The sequence below is a fragment of the Candidatus Tisiphia endosymbiont of Melanophora roralis genome, assembly GCF_964026575.1.
GTDB lineage: Bacteria > Pseudomonadota > Alphaproteobacteria > Rickettsiales > Rickettsiaceae > Tisiphia.
The window spans coordinates 1311638-1332958 of the sequence record NZ_OZ032161.1; the positions used below are offsets into that span (position 1 = coordinate 1311638).

The window sequence follows — 21321 nt, forward strand, 5'->3', positions numbered from 1 at the left end:
ATGTTGTCGTAGCTAGAGGAATGACAGAATATTAGAACATATTACACATCAAGCCTGACGCCGAGTGATACATTATGACCTTTATATGCTAATGATTTAATATGATTTTTTATTTCTTTTGTGCTACCAAAATCTTTCCAACTGTAAGCTGCTTCAACTTTTACTCCTGGGGCTAACTTTGTAGCAGCTCCAAGAGTAAGCTGGTAGACTAGGTTATTTTTTTTACCACTAGAAACTGATACACCATTATTCTTAGTAATTTGGTTTTTCAGTTGACCAACTCCAGCACCAGCACCAACAAAAAATTCACAAATACTTATATCAACAATATCCACATAACCATTAAGCATTAAAGTAGCAATTTGAGGCTTAATTTTTGAGTCTGTACCGGCAAAAGAATGCTTAGATTGATGATTAGCAATCCAAGCAAGCATGAGATCAGCTCTAACATTATTTAGAATATAATAACCCAAACCTCCGCCAAGAAACATAGCGGTATTTTGCTTTAATTTTTTATCATTTAACTTAATATTAGCCATTTTATTCGCCCCAACCTCTGCTTTCAAATAAAATTGATTTTCAATAGCCAAAGAGGAAACAGAGAATAAAAGTGAAATAGCTGTAATCGTTACTAAGAGTAAATGTTTCATAATTCTATTTTTTAATTTACAGCTTACTATAAATTAAACTAATCCGCTAGCTTATTTTCAAGATCACCCTACAAATAACAAAAGAAGAGGGTTACTAAAAGCCCTCTTCTTTTGTAGAACAAAAATAATAAATCTATAAATTATTTACTATTAGATATCAAATCTTAAGCCAGCCATTAAATTGTGACCTCTGTAAGCAGTTTTAGGTAGTTTTACAGTCTCCTTCTTATCTTTATTTTTAGAATTTGATTCTCCATAATCTCTCCAGCTATAGGCAAGCTCAACATTCACACCATCAGCCACATTAGCAGAAGCACCAACAGTCAACTGATAAGCAAAATTATTAGCGGGTTTCTTAGTTACAGAACCTTCCGATAGCTTTTTACTGTCTTTAGTTCTTTCCACACTTATCTTTTCTTTTACTTGAGCCATACCAATACCTGCTCCGGCAAAGAATTTAGCAAAACCTGCATCATACAAATCAACATAACCACTGAGCAATAATGACATCACTTGTCCTTTAGCTGTCGCTTTTTCAGTTGCACCCGAAGTTTTAGATATAGAATTAGTAAATTCTGGATTGACTAGGAAATCAAGTGTCAATTCTGCTCTAACATTATCCATGGCATAATAACCAGCACCAAGACCCAAAATCGCGTTAGTTTTAGATTTTAATTTCAAGCTATCTTCTTTCTTTATTTCAACATCATCCCATTTCATTTTCGTATTATTCAACTTAGTCGCACCACCTTCGGCTTTAATATAAAACTGCCCTACATCTGCAAAAGATGTAGCAGAAGTTAAAAGAGCCGTACTTGTAGCAGCGATTAAAAACAACTTTTTCATAATATTTCTCCTTAAATTATATAGACAAGAATCCCCTTATTAGATTCTCAAATAAGGCCCGTGAAACACAAATCTCTCCAAATCCCACTTAGACCACCTAGTTCGGTATATATAGCATACTATTTCCCTTAGGGCAAACTAAAAACTATTATGAGCATTAATCAATAGTGTTATAGAGATACTTTGTGGTAATAAAAACACAATAGACTGATCTATAGTTAACCCGCAAATGTTTAAGCCATAGTAATGGTGATAGAATTTATGCCATTGCCCTGATATTACGCGAATTCAGGATAAGAATTTGTCAATTCTTATCCCTAATTTATTCAGGCATAACTGAAAATATCTAGCAAATTCTCTACGCTATCTGTGTTCGCAAGCTTGTTATTTTTATATTCTCCACATTTAAGACATTTATGGGTTAGAATTATGCCCTTTTTACTATCGAGTTTATAGGAAACTGGCTGCATTAGTCCGTTACATCTAGAAGCTCTATCCCCAGGGTTAATATCCACATGCTTGCTGTAGAAGCATGTTGAACAATGGTTAGTATAACCATTTCCTTGTACCAATTCACTACATATCTCACAAATAAAATCTTCTTTATTTCTGTAAAACCTTTTTGTAACCATTCTTTAACTTTTTTTAATTTTTTTTGGCAACACATGCTATTTTTTTAGACCCCCTACCTACGCAGGGAACACCCCACAACTGTTGAAAGTTAAAAAACCGTCATTGCGAGGAGACCGTAGGTCGACGAAGCAATTGTAAGTTAAAAGTATGATATCCATATGACAAGCTTCATGGATTGCCACGCTCACGTACGTTCGCTCGCTAATAGACGGTTTAAGCCTTATAACAACGCTTCGTAATGACGATTTTTAACTTTCAACAGTTGTGCTTTGGTCGCGGGAACGCCAATTCTTGAAGTTCTACCTGAGTATACATCGATATTTGAGGTTAACTAATGATAGCAACAACGGGTATATGATCAGAAGGCTTAATTTTTGTTCGTAAACTATAATGCATGTAACAATCATTTAGATAATCTGCAACATTGCTTGATGCAAGTATCATATCAATACGCATACCTTTATTTTGTTCGAAGCAACCTGCTCTATAATCCCACCAAGAGAATTCTTGCTTAGTAGGATTTGATAATCTATATAAATCCTCAAAACTAGAATTTAAAATAATTCTCAGTCGTTGTTTTTCTTCACTAGTAAAACAAGTAATATTTTGTAACTCTTTTGCGGAGTATACGTCAATATCAAAAGGAGCAATATTAAAATCTCCTCCAACTATCACCTTAGTATCAAGAGATCTCTTGGATTCGAAGTAATTAATTAAATTGTCATAAAATTCTAATTTCATTTTAAATTTATCACTACCTACCAATGAACCGTTAGGTGCATATAATGAAGTGATACTACAAAAACCTATAGGAGTTTGTAGAGATATTTCTATAATCCGTGCTTGATTAGTACAATTAATACCCGGAAAGTCTTTTACCACTTCATCAGCTGGAAACTTTGATAAGATAGCCACACCATTATAGGATTTCTGACCATACACATAGAAATTATACGCTAGATCTGATAGTTCATCAAAAGGAAACTTATCAGTCTCACACTTGATTTCTTGTAACAAAACAATGTCTGGATCTACTTCTGTTAAAAAGTCCCGTAAATGTTGTAGTCTTATTCTTATAGAATTAATATTCCAAGTAGCTATTTTCATTTCTAATTCTTATCCCAAATTGGCTTTAATATTAGTAAATACACCTTCTCTACACGTCATTGCGAGCGAATGTACATGAGCGTGGCAATCCATGAAGCTTGTCATATGGATTGCTTCGTCGACCTACGGCCTCCTCGCAATGACATGATTTAACAATCAGATGCAGAGCAGCCTCAAATCTGATTGTTTCGATAATTTCACCGAATTTTACATCGGCTTAAAAACCATTAAAAAGAAAATAATAACTAGGCTGATAAATGCTGGCCAGCCAAGATAAAACCATAAATTAAATAATTTATAATACTGTGCTGGTAATTGCTCATTATTTTTTAATGTTCTGACTGCAATATTCCGTAATTGTATTTGAATCCATACTACTGGTAGCCAACATGCTCCTGTAATAGCGTATCCTAAATAAGTTAAAACAAGCCATAAATCAAAGAAATCATATCCAACTATATTGATTAATATTATGCCGCTAATTGGTTGAATAATAGCACTAGTGGTAGTAAAGAGAAAATCGGCAATAACCGTAGTACGTGCTGCATAAACTTTGGCTGCTAAATCCCCAGTTTTATTCGCCCACCACATAAAAAAAGCAATACCAATACCTGTACCAAACAAAATAGTAGAGCTAATGATGTGAATAGTTTTGACGACAGAATACCAATCCATTATTTATCCTTTTCTATAGCAAGTAGGACAAGAGTAAGAAGTATTATGGGAATATTTTTAGTAAGTGACCCCAAGGGGTCTAGCCATAAATCAGGCTTAAGAAAGGTTAGAAAAAATGTATAAGCTAGCATTAATAAAATCTGTAGTATACATACTCCTATAATTCTTGGCTTGATCATCATCAGAGTTCCAAGAATTATATCAGCAAGACAGCTTGAATATAACATAACTTGTGCAATTTGCTTGCTAAATCCTAACTCTGTTATTATTTTCAGACCTCGTTCTGAAGTAAAAACCCCTGTAATGACGCCTGTCATAATCCAAAATAAACCTAAAATGATTTTTAATAGTGGTTTCAACAAAAAAAGTCTTGCATGCCATAGTGATTGGACAGTAAGAGGTTCAGTGGCTAATCCTTGCTCAAAACTTCTTGGAACAACAGAAGTAAAATTGATAAAGTCTTTCTTATCTGCAATATTCGGCTGTAATAACATATTATATGAAGTGCTATTAAGTGGTCCTATACTAAAAAAGTCTCCTAACTTAGCTGCAATTCTAATGAATATTAAAGGAATCTTTATTAGCCTGGCAGTGTCTAGACCAAGCCAGCTCCTAAAATTAATCAATATATCTTTTACTGTAACTATTTCTGGACCAACTATTTTTAATACTCTACAAATTTTTCCTTCTCTTTTAGTACAATTAACAACCACTTTAGTTAAGTCATCCATATGTATTGGTTGGAATTGTTGTGATCCATCTCCTATTAAAGGAATAAACCAAGGTAAAGCTGCAAGAGATCTAAATAATGAAGTGCCTCCATAACAACCACTTGTATACACAAGCGATGGTTGTAAAATCACCCAATCAATATTTTTTAAAGTTTTTAAATAATTGTCAATTTTTTTCTTTGTTATAGCATAGTCAGTAGTTTTCTCATTATCTATACCAAGAGCTGAAATATGAATAATTCTTTTTACTTTAGCTAAAATACATGCATCAAATAAAGCTTTTGGACCAAAGAAATGAACATTCTCTATTTTGTTGTTATTAGTTGAAGTTAACACTCCGGATACATTAATGACTACATCAATATTTTGTAAATTGTTAAGCCACTTTTGTTGATCAGTATCATTGTTAAAATCACAAGCTAAAATTTCTAGGTTAGGGAATTTTCTTTTAGTAGCTTTTATATCTCTAACTGCACAAACTACATCATGATTATCTTTTAATAACTCAGCGGTGATATATGAACCAATAAAACCATTAGCACCTACTACTAAAACTTTCACCCTATCCTCTCTATAACATAGCAAATTCAAATCAACTGATTGTATAAACCTCAATTTCGGATTAATTTCATTAATCCGAAATTGGAATGAGAAAGTAAACAATCAGGCTTAAAGCGGTTTGACGCCTGATTGTTAAATATTTCATTTGCTAATAATCTTATTTTTATATAAATAAAAATAAGATTATTAGCGATAATAGATTAAAATGCATTCGTAGAAGCGCTTCAAGAATGCATTTTTCTGATATTATAGCCAGTTTTGGATTAAAATTAAAAATTTTAATCCAAAACTGAGGTTATAATAACATAAAATAACTAAACACTAAGTACATTAATCTCAATTCGATATAAAAATTATTTAACAAATTATATCATTTGGAAGCTCTTTCTTATTTATAAATTAATAATTTGATCTTGACAGGGTAATAGTTTTTATTAATATTACAGGTATATTCGATGCTTTTGAAGAATTGCCTTCGTAAATACTTGCGAATTCTTGATAGTAAAGTATATATAATAATCTAAATCAATAATTAAAGTAACAGTATGCATTTTATGTTATACGAGGATATTGATAATTTACACAATATCACTGATATTATTAGTACTAAATTGCAAGAGAATTTTATAGTAGCGAAGATATCTTGCAGATTAAAAGACCCTTATTCTATCGTAAAGAAGTTGGTAAGAAAAGGTATTGGTTTTTATCAATTAACTGACCTCATTGCTTTTAGAATTATAGTTGATACGCTAGAAGACTGTTATAAAGTACTGGATATTATTAATGATATATATCCTAGTAACCATGAAAAATATAAAGACTATATTGTTAATCCCAAAGATAACGGCTATAGTTCCTTGCATATTGTGACTACTATTGGTACATCTAGACGTAATGTGGAAATACAAGTACGGACTAGTCAAATGCATGATATAGCAGAGTTTGGCATCGCTAATCATGGTGAATATAAAGAAGCACAAGAAGCAAGGATAAAAAAATTATTTTCTCCAGAATTACTTAATATAATTGTTCTTCACATCGGACTAAATAATTTATATAAACTTTTTGAACAATTTAATTGGACTATGTCTGAACTGGTTGCTTACGAACAAGAAATTAAAAATTTTTGGGATAATTTTCAAGATAACTTGCAAACAATACAAGAACAATTTATAAAAGAAATAAATAATGTAGAACCGTTAGAGAGAAATTTTGTCTAATTAATCCAAGGTTGGCGGTTGGCTATAGTCACTTCAGGAGGATTTGGTGCTAGGAGCGATGGAACGACGCCTATATGTAATAGGCGAGTGACGACGTCACCAACTTCTCATCAATTGACTATAACTCTATAAATATTTGTGGGTAATAGTAAACTCTACTGTCTAGAATAACGTCCATAACTGTCGAAAGTTAAGAAATCGTCATTGCGATGAGCTTTGTAAGCCCTAAACCGTCTATTAGCGAGGAGTCGCTGTAAGCGACGATGTGGCAATCTTGTGAAGAAGAGTTTACTTCATAAGATCGCCACGGCGTCTGTCAACGCCTCGCGATGACGATTTTTAACTTTCAACAGTTATGGGATAACATCAGAGTTGGTCATGCCAATCATTATAAAACTTGCCTAAATCAAGTCTTATTCTTTTCGATCGCTCAGCAGTGATTATAGAATATATTGTTTCAAGAGTGGTATCAAAATCATCGTTAATAACCACGTAATCATATTGTTTGGCATAATACACTTCTTTAGTAGCCAATTTCATACGCAACTTTATTGATTCTTTACTATCTTGCCCTCTATTTTTAATTCGTTGTTGCAAAATACTAGGACTCGGTGGCAAAATAAAAATTGCAATTACATTTGGCAAGGTTTTTTTTATTAGCTTTGTACCTTGCCAATCTATATCAAACAAAACATCTAACCCTTGACTTAGTAAGTCTTCTACAACTTTTTTAGGTGTTCCATAATAATTATTGTAAATATTTGCATATTCAAGAAATGCATCTTGCTCAATTAATTTATTAAATTCCTCTTTGGTCTTGAAATAGTAACTTACTCCATCAACTTCATCTGTTCTTGGCCTTCTAGTAGTTGCAGAAACGGACAATCTAAGATTACTATCAATTTTTAAAACTGCTCTAGCTAAGCTAGATTTACCAGTAGCCGAGGGCGAAGACAAAATAATAGCTAATCCTTTACTTCTGAGAGATAGTAGCATTCTTGGTGAAACCTTTATATAGCAATAGAATTTTATCTTTTAATATTAATTTTTGTTTCTTTAACTGCCTGACTTTAGTATTATCTTGCAAATGCAAAAATCCGGTATTTATTAGTCTTTCTAAATCATTATGTTTTTTTTGTAAACTTTGTATGTGGCTCATGAGACTCATTTGCAAACTCCATAATCAGTTAAAAGCTTGGTTTTTTAGCTTGGTTTTTTGTAAACCAAGCATCATTTTAATATAAGCAAACACACTTTGAAAGGAAAAAATATAGCTATGACTAGCGATAATAAAAAAAAATTGCTTGTGGCAATCTCTGGAGCTTCTGGAGCAATATATGGTATAAGGTTACTTGAGATTCTGAGGCAGATAAATATTGAGAGTCATCTAATTATTTCAAAATCTGCTCATCTTACCATATTACATGAGACGAATTATTCCATAGAACAAGTAAAAGATTTAGCAGATTACTGTTACAATCTTTCTGATATTGGTGCTAGGGTTGCTTGCGGTGCTTTTAGGACATTTGGCATGATAATAGCCCCATGTAGCATGAGAACTCTTGCATCAATTGCTGGCAGTATTGAGAATAATTTAATCAGTAGAGCAGCAGGGGTTACACTAAAAGAACGAAGAAAACTGGTGTTGATGATAAGAGAGACTCCTTTACATCTAGGTCATTTAGAAAATATGTTAAAAGTAACGAATTATGGTGGGATAATTGCACCTCCAGTACCTGCTTTTTATAGTTTACCTAAAACCTTGGATGACATGATAAATTATTCAATTTCGCGGGTTCTTGATATTTTTGATATTAATACTGATTTAATAAAACGTTGGGATGGTATGCCTACAAAAATTTAAAATCTATTAGTGCTTGAAAAATATCTGCTATAATTGCAGTGACGTCTTGAGGGTCATATATGCAACAAAGTTTTGAAAAAATACTAAAAGGCTATCAGCTATTTAGAAAAAAATATGCTTATGGTAATAAATCTATTATGCAGAGTCTATCCCGGGATGGTCAACAACCAAAGATTATGGTGGTTGCTTGTTGTGATGCACGAGTAGATCCGGCATTAATACTACAATGTGATCCAGGGGATTTATTTGTTGTACGTAATGTAGCAAATATTGTTCCTCCTTACGAAAAAGATGGATCTCATCATGGCACAAGTGCTGCCTTAGAGTTTGGAATATGCTTTTTGAAAGTTGAACACTTAATTATATTAGGACATAGCCAATGTGGAGGAATTCAAGAATTATTAAATAGTGACGATAGAGTGCAAAATGATTTTATAACCAACTGGGTTTCTCTGATAAAAACACCTAATTTTAGACATCATAATGCTGATGATTATACAAAATTAGCACTTAAACAATCACATCAAAATTGTATGACGTTTCCATGGATTAATGAACTAGTGACCAAGAAAGAGCTAATTATTCATTTATGGTTTTTTGATATAAAAACTGGGCAAATTTTTACTTATTCTGATAAGCAACAAACATATCTACCCCTTGCTTAGGTTCTTGAGCATACTCAGGTATACTCGGTGAACTTCAAGAATTGGCGTTCCCGCGACCAAAGATCTCCGCTGCTCACGTACTAATGTACGCTCCGCTGCTCGACTTTGACACTCCTAGCTCTTCTTGAAGTTGACCTTCGTCTACCCAACTTTTGAAATCATAGCAGTATAAAAAGATTCCCGCGACCAAAGATCAAATACAGTCATGTATCCGGCTTATAGCAAAGTAAATTTTATTAATAGATATCTTTGGCAAACTCGCTTATTAGAAATCTAAAATTAAAAAATTAGACTAAAAAGCAGGATTATTAGAATTAGTATTTATCTAGTATTTATTAAATTGACCATTTTTATAATTTTAGTTACTATGTATATAGTTGTATCTTTATATTAATCTTAACATTATCGGTATATATTATGACAGCATTAAAAAGTTATATAGATAGTAATGGGAGACTTGCTATCCCCGCTAAAATTAGAAAAAAACTGCATCTTAAAGCTGGTGATGAAGTGTCCATTAAATATAAAGATTCTGAATTAATAGTTTCGACTTATCATGCTAATATAGAAAAAGCTAGAAATATTTTAAGTAAATACAAGAATATTGATTTACAAAAAGAGCTAAAACTGATGAGGAACGAAGATGCAAACAAGTTCTAAATCTCTAATCAAGACTAAGAAATTTTTATTAGATACATCTGCAATCATTGCCTTATTAAAACAAGAATCAGGTTATAAAATATTAGAGGATGTTATTGCAAGTAGTGCCTTATCATCAGTTAATTTAAGTGAATTAGTTTCTGTCTTAACTAGATCTAATATAAAAGAAAATGAAATTGATACAATCATAACAGATATAGTTCCAGACATCATACCATTTTCTGAAAGTATAAGTATCAAAGCAGGTAAGTTAATAAGTTTAACAAAAGATTATGGTTTATCTTTAGGTGACAGAGCATGCATAGCAACTGGTGGTTATTATAATATGGAAATTTATACTACTGATAGAATTTGGTTAAAATTATCTGATAAGCTTCCGGTAAAAATTACTTTAGTACGTTAATAAAAAGATGTCATCCCTACAAAAAAGCAGAGGGATGACATCAAAGTACGCGAATTCAGGATAAGAATTAACTAATTCTTATCCCGAATTGGGGTTTATTCGTATGAAGAAATGAGCGTTAGAAGTCCATACCGCCCATGCCGCCCATACCACCACCCATGCCACCACGTGGCATAGCAGGTTCATCTTTATCAGTTGGTTCATCAATAATAAATGCTTCAGTAGTAATAATCAAAGAAGCAACTGATGCTGCATCTTGCAAAGCTGTACGTACAACTTTTGTTGGATCGATAATACCAGCCTTAATCATATCAACATAAGTCATGTCTTGAGCATTGAAGCCAAAATGTTTGTCTTTACTATCATTAAGTTTTCCAACTACAATAGCTCCTTCCACACCAGCATTTTCTGCGATTTGTTTTACTGGAGCTTGCAATGCCTTCTTAACTATGTTAATACCAGCCTGTTGATCTTCGTTAGTATTTTTTAACGATTCTAAAGCTTTTGCTGCATAGAAAAGAGTGACCCCACCCCCTGCAACAACACCTTCTTCTACTGCAGCTCTAGTAGCATGCAGGGCATCCTCGACACGATCTTTCCTTTCTTTTACTTCAACTTCGGTAGTACCACCAACTTTTAAGACAGCTACACCACCAGCAAGTTTAGCCAAACGCTCTTGTAATTTTTCTTTATCGTACTCTGAAGTAGATTCATCAATTTGTTTACGAATTTGTGAACAACGAGTAGCGATATCCGCCTTACTACCAACACCATCAATTATGACAGTATTTTCTTTAGAGATGGTAACTTTTTTAGCAGTACCCAACATTTTGATATTAACATTCTCAAGCTTCATACCAAGATCTTCGCTGATAAGCTGACCATTGGTTAAAATAGATATATCTTCCATCATGAGTTTTTTTCTATCTCCAAAGCCAGGAGCTTTAACTGCCGCAACTTTTAACCCACCACGTAATTTATTTACTACTAGAGTAGCCAGTGCTTCTCCTTCTACATCTTCAGCGATTATAAGTAAAGGACGTCCTGATTGCATTACCGCTTCAAGTACTGGTAACATTTGTTGTAAATTTGATAATTTCTTTTCAAATAGTAAGATAAAAGGATTTTCCAATTCTGCTACCATCTTTTCAGAATTAGTAACAAAATATGGTGATAGATAACCTCTATCAAACATCATACCTTCAACTACATCTACTTCGAAACTAAAATTCTTGGCTTCTTCGACGGTAATTACTCCCTCTTTGCCTACTTTTTCCATAGCCATGGCAATTTTTTCACCAATTTCTTTATCACCATTTGACGAAATAGTACCAACTTGAGCAATCTCCTCTTGGCTACTGATCTTTTTACTTGCTTTCCTAATTTCTTCAACTACTAGGTTAACCGCTGAGTCTATACCGCGTTTTATATCCATAGGATTAAAACCGGCTGCTACGGCTTTATTGCCTTCTCTTGCTATTGCTTGAGTTAGCACAGTTGCAGTAGTTGTTCCATCACCAGCAACATCAGATGTTTTGCTAGCCACAGATTTCACTAATTGAGCTCCCAAATTCTGAGCTTTGTCTTTTAGTTCAATGGCTTTTGCAACAGTTACACCGTCTTTGGTTAGCCTTGGTGCCCCGAATGATTGTTCAATTGCAACATTTCTACCTTTTGGACCTAATGTTACTTTTACGGTATCAGCTAAAATATCAATACCTTTTAGCATTTGTTCACGTGCATGTAAGCCGTGTTTTATTAATTTTGCTGCCATATATATATTCTCCTTACAATAAATAAATTATTAACCAATTATGCCCATGACATCACTTTCTTTCATAATGACCAAATCTAAACCATCAACTTTTACTTCAGTGCCAGCCCATTTGCCATAAAGTACTTTATCTCCTACTTTTATTTCTAATGGATGGACAGTACCATTCTCACTTTTTGTTCCCTTACCTACAGCTACTACTTCACCTTGTATTGGTTTTTCCTTTGCTGTATCAGGAATAATAATTCCTCCACTTGTTTTTTCTTCTTGTTGAATTGGTTTTACCGCAATTCTATCGTGCAATGGTCTAAAAGACATTCTTACCTCCATAGATTTAATACTTAATAATGTGTATTCTATATATGCTTGATTTTATAACAGTTCAAGGGGTAAAAAGAAAAATTTTTAAGAATAATTGCTGTGAGCAAATTGTGTGTAATACTCGATAATCAAGTTTTTCCTTAACCGTTATCGCGGGGCATCTTTAGATGCCGTGGCGATCTAGGTAAACAGCGAAGCTGTTTTTTTAGAGTAACGCTTCACGTATACTGGATTGCCGCGTCGCCGCTTTTTCGCGGCTTCTCGCTAATAGACGTATTTTTTAATAATTCTAAAAAACTTGATTATCGAGTAATACCTTTTTTATCCTCGCATAAGTTTTTCTATTATTGACTTTATAGGAGTATAGTTTAAAATTAAAAATGAAGTAACTGCAAAGTTACTTTGGGGTGTAGTAACCTCTTATAGCATCGGAACACATCTGCCGAATAAAGGTGTAATCCTCGATTGTTATGGTCGGGGAGATGTTAGCTATGTTCAGGGTTTAAGGTGTAAACCTTAAACCTAAAGGCTAGCGTAGCTGTTATGCTATACAGTTTACTAACTCCCCGATCGCCAAAGTAATCTCTCAAGGTTCTTTGGTGGTTAAAACTTGATAACTTTAAGTTTAATCATAAAGGGGATACTGCTATGACATATGCAACAACTTTACCTTCTGAAGCAATCATCTTTCTTGATCCAGCTTATGACCATCCTAAGGATCTAAAACTTAGAGATGATGTTAGTGCTACTAGTGAACAAGATGGATTAACAATAGTTGAAATTATCGAATCTAAAGGACCTTATGACCACAGTACTTTTGGCAAGTTAATCCGCCGAGTAATGAGCTGCAATAATAAGCCTGTCACCATCCTAATTAACGAAGATATACGGCATACAACAATTAACACTCTACTTTGGTCTGTACTTGGTACTTTGTCATCTGCCGGTCTAATTACCGTTACTACTTACGAAAGATCCTATAAAAAAGTACTCTTGAAAAAAGTAAATATAGAGGATGATTATTTTTTATACGTGGCTGCTACTTATTGTAAAAACCATTATAAATTTGCTAATGAACTATTAAATTTCAATACAGATGAATAATATACTACTCGTAAATGAAGAGTTGATATACGATAGAATCAAAATCCTGATAGTAGCAAGAGTCAAAGGGTCTAGGTGCTAGGCGTACATATAGTACGTGGCTACCTACGAATACGTCTATAAAAGGCGTCTATAAAACGTCATTGCGAGGAGACCATAGCACAACTGTTGAAAGTTCAACAAACGTCATTGCGAGGAGCGTTGTTAGCCCTAAACCGTCATTGCGAGGAGGCATGAGCCGACGAGGCAAATGCTAAGTTACGTGATTTAACTAGCTCTGCAGAAGCAATAAAAATTTAAACCAAATTTATTTAAATTTTTATTGCGAACATAGTTGATCCATATGACAAACTTCATGGATTGCCACGCTCACGTACGTTCGCTCGCTAATAGACGGTTTAAACCTTACAACAATGCTTCGCTAATAGACGGTTTTTTAACTTTCAATAATTGTGGTATAACCACAAAGCTGAACTTAATGATGATGATATACAACACCTAAAAGGTCTTGGTTATTCTCATCAGATTCTGCTGATCTTGAAACATCAGGCACTACTGCAGCATATGGAGGAGGTGCTGAAAGTAGTAGTGAAGGTGGTATTGGAGGGGGTGGGGCAGCAGGTTTACGAATTTTCGGAGGATAGTTCATTGTATTGGATGTAGTTGTAATATTATTTTGAGGTAGTTGCAGGTATGAATGTTGATCAAGTGGTAGTATACTAGGTTGTGTAGAATCTGCTGCTGGATGGTTGTTATTAGTAACATACATATTATTATAGTTACTTGATCCTTCAAGAACAGTTGATAGGGGTAGTGCTGGAGCACTCGGTTCACGCTCACATTCAGCTTGATGTGCATCTAGTATTACTTTATATTCTTCCCGTTTAACTTCTAAATATTTATCCAAATTTTCAAAAAAAGTATTTTCTGTTATCCATATTCTACTTATCCATGGTGCCCCCTTCTTAATTATATAGCTCAACCCAGCAATCTTCAGTGCTTCCTTAAAATCATGTTGGTCAATACATTTAAGTAACTTTCTAGCTTGAATTATTTCGTATATTTGGTCACTGCGTTCTTTAAACTTTTTACAATCAACTGTATTATACTTTGATAAGACAGATTGTTGACTATGCAGACCTTTTAAACTAGTTTTTAATCCCTGACTAGCTACTGATCTATCTTCCGTATTTTCTACAAAATTACAACATTCCTCCAAATTAGCAGCCTGCAATATCTCATGAACAGTACTATCAGTAGCAAACAACTTTATAGCTCGTTCTGTCTTATCAATTTTATTCTCAAGTAATTGTTTTGCGGTAGAAAGCCTTGCTAATAGCGTACGATCTTTTGACATAATAAACACATATTAAGATTATATTAATATGACATAATATAATCTTAATATATATTAATATGCAAGATTTAGTAACAATATAGTTAAAATTAGTTATATAAATTGTCATATTTATATCATGATAACTCACCTTACGCGTAACCCCCATGGCAATTTAAAAGTCATAGAAAGAACAGCCTAGCGCTATTAGCGAGAAGCCACTTTGTGGCGACGAAGCAATCCACAAAAAATATAATAAGTAATTTGGATTGCCGCGTCGCCACAAAGTGGCTCCTCGCAATGACGTTTAACTAAAAGCTGTATACAGCTTACTAATTTTGTGTGCATCACCTAGCACTACGTAGTCTTGCTAATAGACTCTTGTACTTTTCTGCAATTTTTAAATGCTATACGTAAGGTGAATGATAACATACAATATAAATCACATACTCTTTTGTTTCATTTTATTTTTCTTAATGGCATAGCTAATCAGCTCATCAATAACATTGTTTCTTATGGCTACTGCAATATCTACTTCATTTTTTTTCTGAATTTCTTGCCTTTTCGTCTTATCAATTCTTTTTGATTTTACATAAGCAAAATACGCCTTATCTTTTGACTGAAAAACTGGAGTATTGGAATCAATGTTAGCATTAAAAATTGCTGATAGTAATTCTGCTGGTAATTGCTGATTATTGTGAACTTCATACCTAGAAAAAGTTGCAGCTTGGTTGGTAGTAATGTCTAGAGGTTTTTTACTTTTACCAGGTTTATATTCTTTAGCAAGACTCTCTATGTTTCCTAAATTTATCTTTCTAATATATTGCTTATACCATAGTTCATATACTTGATCCTTGACTGCCGAGAATTCTTGTAGCTTACTTGGCTGAATAGATTTAATCTCAACCAATATAAAAGCTCCTTGATCAGTTATCTCCATTGGATATGATAATTCTCCTTCTGCAAGATCAAAAATACTGTCAGCATTTTGACCAAGATCAACATACCATTCGCCTTTCAAATGTTGGCGTTGTGGCACGATGGTACTTCGCGTAGGAACAACGGTTTGACTACGCCCAGTCCGCTCACCACTCGCAGGCTTAGCCAAATCTTGAAATTCATCTTGTATATTATTAGTTAAATCCTTATAGCTTACAGAATCCAAATTTTGTATTGGTAATTCATATTTTCCAGCAATTTCTGTTAAACTTGAACCAGCTGCTACATCATCCTCTAAATTTTTTGCTAACAGTAGCTTCAGCTCTTCTATTTTTTGTTGTTGCAATAATTCATTAACCTGTTTTCGTACCTCGCTAAATTTTTTATTAGCAAATTCTTCTTGGTTATCCTGATAAAACTTCAATAATTCTTCATCGCTATTATGAATTTGCTTACCTAACACTTCACTTGATATTTTTACATAAGACAAGCTACGTTTTTCCGGTATTTCAAATAACTCTTGATTTTGCTTGTATAGTTCTTCTAACTCGACCGAAGTTGCATAAGTCATAAACGCACCTTTAGGCTGAGCTTTTAGGTCAATTTGTACAAGGTCGACCTCTCTTGTTTCAGCCATATAGTCTACGATATTTTTGACCATTATTTTTGGTGTTTGAAATGATTCTATAAAAATACTAATTAGAGTATTCTTTAAGGTATGTTCTTTTACGTCAGATACATAGTCCTCCTCATTAATATAAGAATTTTTTAAAAAACCTTTAAAGAGTGCTATGTCAAATAGACCTTGCTCATTCTTAAAATTAGCAGATTCTTTAATAAACTGAATCACAGTATCATCAGTTATATCTAGATTATAATAGTGTACTAAATAGTTCATAATGCGATTATTGATAAGTTTTTTAATAATAAAATTATCAATATTCAACTGCTTTATATCTTCTTCACTAAGATGTGTTCCAGTTTGTTTTTGAATAACACGAATTTGTTCGGCTTTTGCTTTTAGAAAATCTTCTTCGCTAATAGTTTTTGCATCAGAAAATGTAATCAAATCAAAATTATTGGTAGTCTGTAATACATCTTTAATTCCCCATCCAACAAATGCAAAGGCAATCATTCCAAGTAAAACACGCATTACAAAACTATCAGCAGCGTTTCTAATATTATTTAACATAAATATAAATTTTTCTCTTCAAGTTTTTGTAGTATACTAAAATAGTTCTGTACACTAATATCTGCAAGCGATTTTTATGAAAAAACTTATTATTGCTAACTGGAAAATGCATATAAGTTTAGATGATGCATTTAAATTTTGTGCTAGGCTGACAGAGCAGCAACATAACAACAAATTTATTATAGCTCCTCCTGCTCCCTATCTTGCTTATTTATCTGATAAATTCAAATCTATAGAGTTTTGTGGACAAAATGTCAGTCAATTTGAAGGACAAGGAAGTTATACGGGAGAATATTCAAGCCTGCTACTGAAACTAAGTGGTATTAATTACGCTATTGTTGGTCATAGTGAACGTAGAAGTCTCTTTCAAGAATCCAATGAATTAATCAGACAAAAAGCAGAGAATTGCTTAAACGCCAAGATTAGCCCTATTATTTGTATCGGAGAAGACCTAGCTACACGAAAAAATAATAATTATAAAAATTTTTTATTAAAACAATTAGTGGAATCCCTGCCAAATGATACAATAGGGGAGGGGATAGATGTGATAATAGCGTATGAGCCGATTTGGACTATAGGAACAGGCATTATTCCTAACCAAGAAGAATTAATAGAGATATTTGATGTCCTCAATTATTTTCTTCAGCAAAGCCAAGTTGCAAATAATGTTAGCTTAGTGTATGGTGGATCTGTAAATTTAGGTAATATAGAAAAAATATTAAGTGTACAGAATATTGATGGGGTTATGATTGGCAAATCTTCACTTGATTATCAAATTTTAGTTCAAATATTAAATTATAGGTTTTTTAGAAAATGATGAATATATTACTTTTTGTTCATATTGTAATAGCAATACTGCTAATTATCGTAATTCTGATGCAAAAGACTGGCAATGATGGGTTAAGTGGTATGAGCGGTGGTAGTGGTAATATGGGTGTTGTAACAGGCAGAACTGTAGCTAATTTCTTGACTAAAACCACGGTAGTGCTTGCCACCTTGTTTATAATTAATGCTATTATTCTTGCCAATCTGTCTTCTAAGAAAAACCTTGGGATAATTAAGAAAATTGAGCAAGTTTACGATAAGCAAGAAGAATCTAGCTTGCCAATTGCCAAGTAAAATTTAAGGGCTAAGTTATGCAAAAAATAATTGATTTACATAATATCAAAATTGGTAATACCCTACCATTTGTGTTTATTGCTGGACCTTGTCAAATAGAAAATCTAGATCATGCATTATTTATGGCTGACAAGCTTGTGACCCTTACTGCTAAACTTAACATACCCTTTATCTATAAATCTTCATTCGATAAAGCCAATAGAACTTCAATAAATGGTATCCGGGGTAGCGGTCTTGAGAAAGGGCTGGAAATTTTATCTAAAGTAAAAACAGCCTTTAACTGCCCTATTCTTACTGACGTTCATACAGAGAATCAGTGTGCTAAAGTTGCTGAAATTGTTGATATAATCCAAATCCCTGCCTTCTTATGTAGACAAACAGATTTGCTGCATGCTGCAGCTATGACTAATAAGGTTGTTAATGTTAAAAAAGGTCAGTTTCTTGCCCCTTGGGATATGAAGAATGTGTATGCTAAACTTGAAGCGTTTGGTGCAAAGAATATCATGCTTACCGAACGGGGTGCATGTTTTGGTTACAACACACTAGTATCGGATATGCGTAGTTTGCCAATTATGGCAGAAACTAAGACTCCTGTAATTTTTGATGCCACCCATTCAGTTCAGCAACCAGGTGGCATAGGCAACAGTAGTGGTGGCGAAAGAAAATATGTTGAAATATTAGCAAGGGCAGCTGTTAGCGTTGGAGTAGCAGGCATTTTTATGGAAGTTCACCAAGACCCAGATAATGCCCCAAGTGACGGACCTTGTATGATCAAGCTGGATGATTTAGAACCTATATTGGTTAGGTTAAAGAGCTATGATGAGCTAACTAAAGCAATATTTAAGATATAACATAACCTCAAGTATTTATGTAAGACATCGGTTTAATAGCCTAGGGTGTCCCTGCACCCATAGTATACTCAAATGATTTGAAGAATTGGATTCGAAAATGAATGGTGAGCAAGCGGAGCGTACATATAGTACGTGAGCATGCGAATCCATGATATTTTCAAAAAACAATTTTTCAAAGCAGAAGAGTATACCTACATTTTTCTATAATCGTCATAGCAAGGCTCTTTAGATGCTCTAGGTAAACAGCGAAGCTGTTTTTTTAGAGTAACGCTTCGCGTATCCTGGCACAACTGTTGAAAGTTAAAAAACCGTCATCGCGATGAGCTTTGTAAGCCCTAAACCGTCTATTAGCGAGGAGTCGCTGTAAGCGACGACGTGGCAATCTTGTGAAGAAGAGCTTACTTCATGAGATCGCCACGGCGTCTATCGACGCCTCGCGATGACGATTTTTTAACTTTCAACAGTTGTGCGTATCCTAGATTGCCGCGTCGCCGCTTTTTCGCGACTCCTCGCTAATAGACGCTCGGAAGACCTCTTAACAGCAGCAGCATAAAAAATGGTACTATGCTGTAATTTATACAACAAGATTAGAAGATATTGCATCTTTTTAAAAATAAAAAATAGTAAATGCTTTAAACAGTCGAAATTTTAGTTTAAAATGACTTTAGAATTAAAATATTGTGGTTCTTATGGAAGATATTAACTATTGGGATAATTCAAAATACCAGTATTGTGCATATGCTGAGAGGTTGCTTAGGGAGTTAATTTTGCTAAATAAAAAAGTAAAGCAACCAATAGACATGTATGAAGTCAAAAAAGGCATCTACTATGCTAAAAAATATCATGGTAGTCAAATGAGGCAGTCCGGCGAGCCATATTACTCGCATCCAATAGAGGTGGCTTATATGGTTGCCCAGTACACAGCCCTAGAAATTCCACGATTGTTTAGAACCGACATTATTGTGACTGCGTTACTACACGACACCATTGAAGATACACCACTTACCGAAAAGATGATTGCCTATATTTTTGGCAGTCAAGTGGCTAGTCAAGTGCAAGACTTAACTAGGGTTAAACCTCATGGCAAGATTAGCTCGGCAGAAACACTAGATTTATTAATTCAGCAAAAAAAACATGATGTAGCACTGATTAAACTTTTTGATCGGATTCATAATTTAGAAACTGTTGGTGTAAAATCTCCTGAAAAAATTAAGAAGATTATAGAAGAGACTTTTAAAAGTTTTATAACTGTCAGCATGTATTGTGGAACAACACAACTAGAAAACATATTAACTGCTTTATGTTACAAACATTTATCAATTACTGAATCCCCATTAGATCCTATAAAAATTAGCCGACATAAATACCAGCTTCCTTCTCTAACTTCTGAAAATGACGCAAAGCAAAAGTAGAACCTATAATTATTGGAATCATAATAATTAACAATCCCCAATGACCAAAATATTTTGTTAAAAATAAAATGCCAAAAGAAGTAATAATATACATCAAAGCACGTGATGTAGCATATATCATACTGTTATAAGTATAACGTTTAAAAACTGGAAAATATTTAAAAAATATCGAAACAGCTGGTCCAATATCAGGAGCAACTAGTACAAGTAAAGTTTGAAATAAAAATAAGTAAAATGGCTCAGTTATATTGTTTAAAATACAAGAGGAAAATAGCGTAAAAATAGAAAATATCACTAATTGCACTTTTAGAATCTTCAATGGATATATCCTATAACTTAAATAACTTACAAATAATTTAGCAGCTAATTGTATCATTGAGATAAGAAAATTTTGATGTATTACTTGTTCTGCACTATAGCCGAAAGAATTTTTTAGGAGAGTGCCACAATGCACATAAGTAAAATAAAAACATACTGGCCAAACACAATTTAGTATAAATGAATATAGCACTGATTTTTGATTAACTGTTTCATTAACAATTGGGTCATTAGCAAGTTCTTTTATATCAAAATTAGCTTTTTCATATTTCCTTTTTAGTCTAAGTTTTGCATTAACAAAATCAGCTGTTTCTTTAAGAGTTGTTCTAGCCACCCCGCCAACCAAAGCAATTATTGCCCCAATCCAAAAAGCAATACGCCAATTAAAACCATAAGATGTAACAAGCGAAGCAATACCTAAAGCAGCTGTTGTACCAATAACAGAAGCAACGGCAACGAAAGCTACTACTGGATATTGTACTGGTGGTTTTGTACTTTCTGTTAAGTAAAGTTCTGCTCCTACTAGTTCACCTACTGACGACATGCCCTGTACTACACGGCATACGGTAATTAATATAGAAGCGGTAATGCCAATTTGAGCATAAGTTGGAACATTGGCCATTATGATACATGAAATTGCCATCATAAAAGTGGTAATAATAACCGTTGCTTTACGTCCCGCTCTATCCCCGATATAACCAAAAATCAATGCACCAATTGGCCGAAAAACAAAAGTAGAACAAAAGGCAAAAGCTGTCAGTAAAGATGCAGCAAAAGCTTCATATTTAGGAAAAAACAACTCATTTAGTAATACAGCTAAATGTACATAAAGCATCAAATCAAAATATTCAAGGAATGTTCCTACTGACAGCAATCCTACCGCTTCTTTCTGTTCTCTTGTTAAACTTCTTTGTTCTTGCTGATACTCTAACATTATTTG

The 21321-nt window shown here is 33.6% G+C and carries 23 protein-coding genes; 10 read left to right on the top strand and 13 right to left on the bottom strand.

Features of this window, described 5'->3' with window-relative positions; genetic code table 11:
* Window positions 1–41: 41 nt before the first annotated feature.
* The 6 genes from AAGD53_RS06325 to AAGD53_RS06350 form a co-directional block, all read right to left on the bottom strand.
* A complete protein-coding gene (locus tag AAGD53_RS06325) occupies window positions 42–650 on the bottom strand; it encodes an outer membrane protein (protein ID WP_341762609.1) in 609 nt (202 codons plus the stop codon).
* 150 nt (window positions 651–800) lie between these two features.
* On the bottom strand, window positions 801–1496 hold the full coding sequence (locus tag AAGD53_RS06330; RefSeq protein WP_341762610.1) for an outer membrane beta-barrel protein: 696 nt from the start codon (window positions 1494–1496) through the stop codon (window positions 801–803).
* 326 nt (window positions 1497–1822) lie between these two features.
* On the bottom strand, window positions 1823–2128 hold the full coding sequence (locus AAGD53_RS06335; RefSeq protein WP_341762611.1) for an RNHCP domain-containing protein: 306 nt from the start codon (window positions 2126–2128) through the stop codon (window positions 1823–1825).
* 328 nt (window positions 2129–2456) lie between these two features.
* Window positions 2457–3236 (bottom strand): exodeoxyribonuclease III, encoded by a 780-nt coding sequence (gene xth, locus AAGD53_RS06340; protein WP_341762612.1) that lies wholly within the window; start codon window positions 3234–3236, stop codon window positions 2457–2459.
* Window positions 3237–3443: 207 nt separating this feature from the next.
* Window positions 3444–3911 carry a DUF2269 domain-containing protein gene (locus AAGD53_RS06345; RefSeq protein ID WP_341761690.1) on the bottom strand — a complete coding sequence of 156 codons (468 nt, stop codon included), beginning with the start codon at window positions 3909–3911 and terminating at the stop codon, window positions 3444–3446.
* The gene (locus AAGD53_RS06350) at window positions 3911–5203 is read right to left on the bottom strand and encodes an NAD(P)H-binding protein (RefSeq protein WP_341762613.1); all 1293 of its coding nucleotides are present in this window, start codon (window positions 5201–5203) and stop codon (window positions 3911–3913) included. Before AAGD53_RS06350 ends, AAGD53_RS06345 begins: the two co-directional genes overlap by 1 nt.
* A 545-nt stretch (window positions 5204–5748) precedes the next feature.
* Between AAGD53_RS06350 and AAGD53_RS06355 the strand changes: the two genes are divergently transcribed.
* On the top strand, window positions 5749–6423 hold the full coding sequence (locus AAGD53_RS06355) for a bifunctional (p)ppGpp synthetase/guanosine-3',5'-bis(diphosphate) 3'-pyrophosphohydrolase (RefSeq protein WP_341762614.1): 675 nt from the start codon (window positions 5749–5751) through the stop codon (window positions 6421–6423).
* 366 nt (window positions 6424–6789) lie between these two features.
* Here the strand turns inward: AAGD53_RS06355 and gmk are convergent, their stop codons facing one another.
* Entirely contained in the window at window positions 6790–7419 is a 630-nt protein-coding gene (gene gmk / locus AAGD53_RS06360; protein WP_410521101.1) for a guanylate kinase, read from the bottom strand.
* Complete coding sequence (locus tag AAGD53_RS06365; protein WP_341755487.1) at window positions 7397–7582, bottom strand: DUF465 domain-containing protein; 186 nt, start codon at window positions 7580–7582, stop codon at window positions 7397–7399. The genes gmk and AAGD53_RS06365 overlap by 23 nt, the downstream gene beginning before the upstream one ends.
* 117 nt (window positions 7583–7699) lie before the next feature.
* Here AAGD53_RS06365 and AAGD53_RS06370 point away from each other — a divergent pair, with 117 nt between their 5' ends.
* From AAGD53_RS06370 to AAGD53_RS06385, 4 genes are all read left to right on the top strand, one after another.
* The gene (locus AAGD53_RS06370; protein WP_341761685.1) at window positions 7700–8287 is read left to right on the top strand and encodes a UbiX family flavin prenyltransferase; all 588 of its coding nucleotides are present in this window, start codon (window positions 7700–7702) and stop codon (window positions 8285–8287) included.
* A 59-nt stretch (window positions 8288–8346) separates the two neighbouring features.
* Window positions 8347–8952, top strand: coding sequence for a carbonic anhydrase (locus AAGD53_RS06375; protein WP_341762616.1), 606 nt, complete (start codon window positions 8347–8349; stop codon window positions 8950–8952).
* A gap of 417 nt (window positions 8953–9369) precedes the next feature.
* Window positions 9370–9612 carry an AbrB/MazE/SpoVT family DNA-binding domain-containing protein gene (locus AAGD53_RS06380; protein WP_341747931.1) on the top strand — a complete coding sequence of 81 codons (243 nt, stop codon included), beginning with the start codon at window positions 9370–9372 and terminating at the stop codon, window positions 9610–9612.
* Complete coding sequence (locus AAGD53_RS06385; protein ID WP_341762617.1) at window positions 9596–10015, top strand: type II toxin-antitoxin system VapC family toxin; 420 nt, start codon at window positions 9596–9598, stop codon at window positions 10013–10015. Before AAGD53_RS06380 ends, AAGD53_RS06385 begins: the two co-directional genes overlap by 17 nt.
* 118 nt (window positions 10016–10133) lie before the next feature.
* Here AAGD53_RS06385 and groL read toward each other — a convergent pair whose 3' ends face one another.
* Window positions 10134–11789: a chaperonin GroEL gene (gene groL, locus AAGD53_RS06390; protein ID WP_341761683.1), complete on the bottom strand. Its 1656-nt coding sequence runs from the start codon at window positions 11787–11789 to the stop codon at window positions 10134–10136.
* A 30-nt stretch (window positions 11790–11819) separates the two neighbouring features.
* On the bottom strand, window positions 11820–12107 hold the full coding sequence (locus tag AAGD53_RS06395) for a co-chaperone GroES (protein WP_341762618.1): 288 nt from the start codon (window positions 12105–12107) through the stop codon (window positions 11820–11822).
* A 651-nt stretch (window positions 12108–12758) separates the two neighbouring features.
* Here AAGD53_RS06395 and AAGD53_RS06400 point away from each other — a divergent pair.
* Complete coding sequence (locus AAGD53_RS06400) at window positions 12759–13214, top strand: hypothetical protein (RefSeq protein WP_341762619.1); 456 nt, start codon at window positions 12759–12761, stop codon at window positions 13212–13214.
* A gap of 475 nt (window positions 13215–13689) precedes the next feature.
* Here the strand turns inward: AAGD53_RS06400 and AAGD53_RS06405 are convergent, their stop codons facing one another.
* Window positions 13690–14571 (bottom strand): hypothetical protein, encoded by an 882-nt coding sequence (locus tag AAGD53_RS06405; protein WP_341762620.1) that lies wholly within the window; start codon window positions 14569–14571, stop codon window positions 13690–13692.
* A 421-nt stretch (window positions 14572–14992) separates the two neighbouring features.
* Window positions 14993–16681: a peptidylprolyl isomerase gene (locus tag AAGD53_RS06410; RefSeq protein WP_341762621.1), complete on the bottom strand. Its 1689-nt coding sequence runs from the start codon at window positions 16679–16681 to the stop codon at window positions 14993–14995.
* 76 nt (window positions 16682–16757) lie between these two features.
* Here AAGD53_RS06410 and AAGD53_RS06415 point away from each other — a divergent pair, with 76 nt between their 5' ends.
* From AAGD53_RS06415 to AAGD53_RS06430, 4 genes are all read left to right on the top strand, one after another.
* On the top strand, window positions 16758–17498 hold the full coding sequence (locus AAGD53_RS06415) for a triose-phosphate isomerase family protein (RefSeq protein WP_341762622.1): 741 nt from the start codon (window positions 16758–16760) through the stop codon (window positions 17496–17498).
* The gene (gene secG / locus AAGD53_RS06420; protein WP_341762623.1) at window positions 17495–17800 is read left to right on the top strand and encodes a preprotein translocase subunit SecG; all 306 of its coding nucleotides are present in this window, start codon (window positions 17495–17497) and stop codon (window positions 17798–17800) included. The genes AAGD53_RS06415 and secG overlap by 4 nt, the downstream gene beginning before the upstream one ends.
* 17 nt (window positions 17801–17817) lie before the next feature.
* Complete coding sequence (gene kdsA, locus AAGD53_RS06425; protein WP_341762624.1) at window positions 17818–18651, top strand: 3-deoxy-8-phosphooctulonate synthase; 834 nt, start codon at window positions 17818–17820, stop codon at window positions 18649–18651.
* A 689-nt stretch (window positions 18652–19340) separates the two neighbouring features.
* On the top strand, window positions 19341–20063 hold the full coding sequence (locus tag AAGD53_RS06430; protein WP_341762625.1) for an HD domain-containing protein: 723 nt from the start codon (window positions 19341–19343) through the stop codon (window positions 20061–20063).
* Here AAGD53_RS06430 and AAGD53_RS06435 read toward each other — a convergent pair.
* Complete coding sequence (locus AAGD53_RS06435) at window positions 20002–21315, bottom strand: MFS transporter (protein WP_341763440.1); 1314 nt, start codon at window positions 21313–21315, stop codon at window positions 20002–20004. The two genes, AAGD53_RS06430 and AAGD53_RS06435, sit on opposite strands and share 62 nt — an antisense overlap.
* Window positions 21316–21321: the final 6 nt, after the last annotated feature.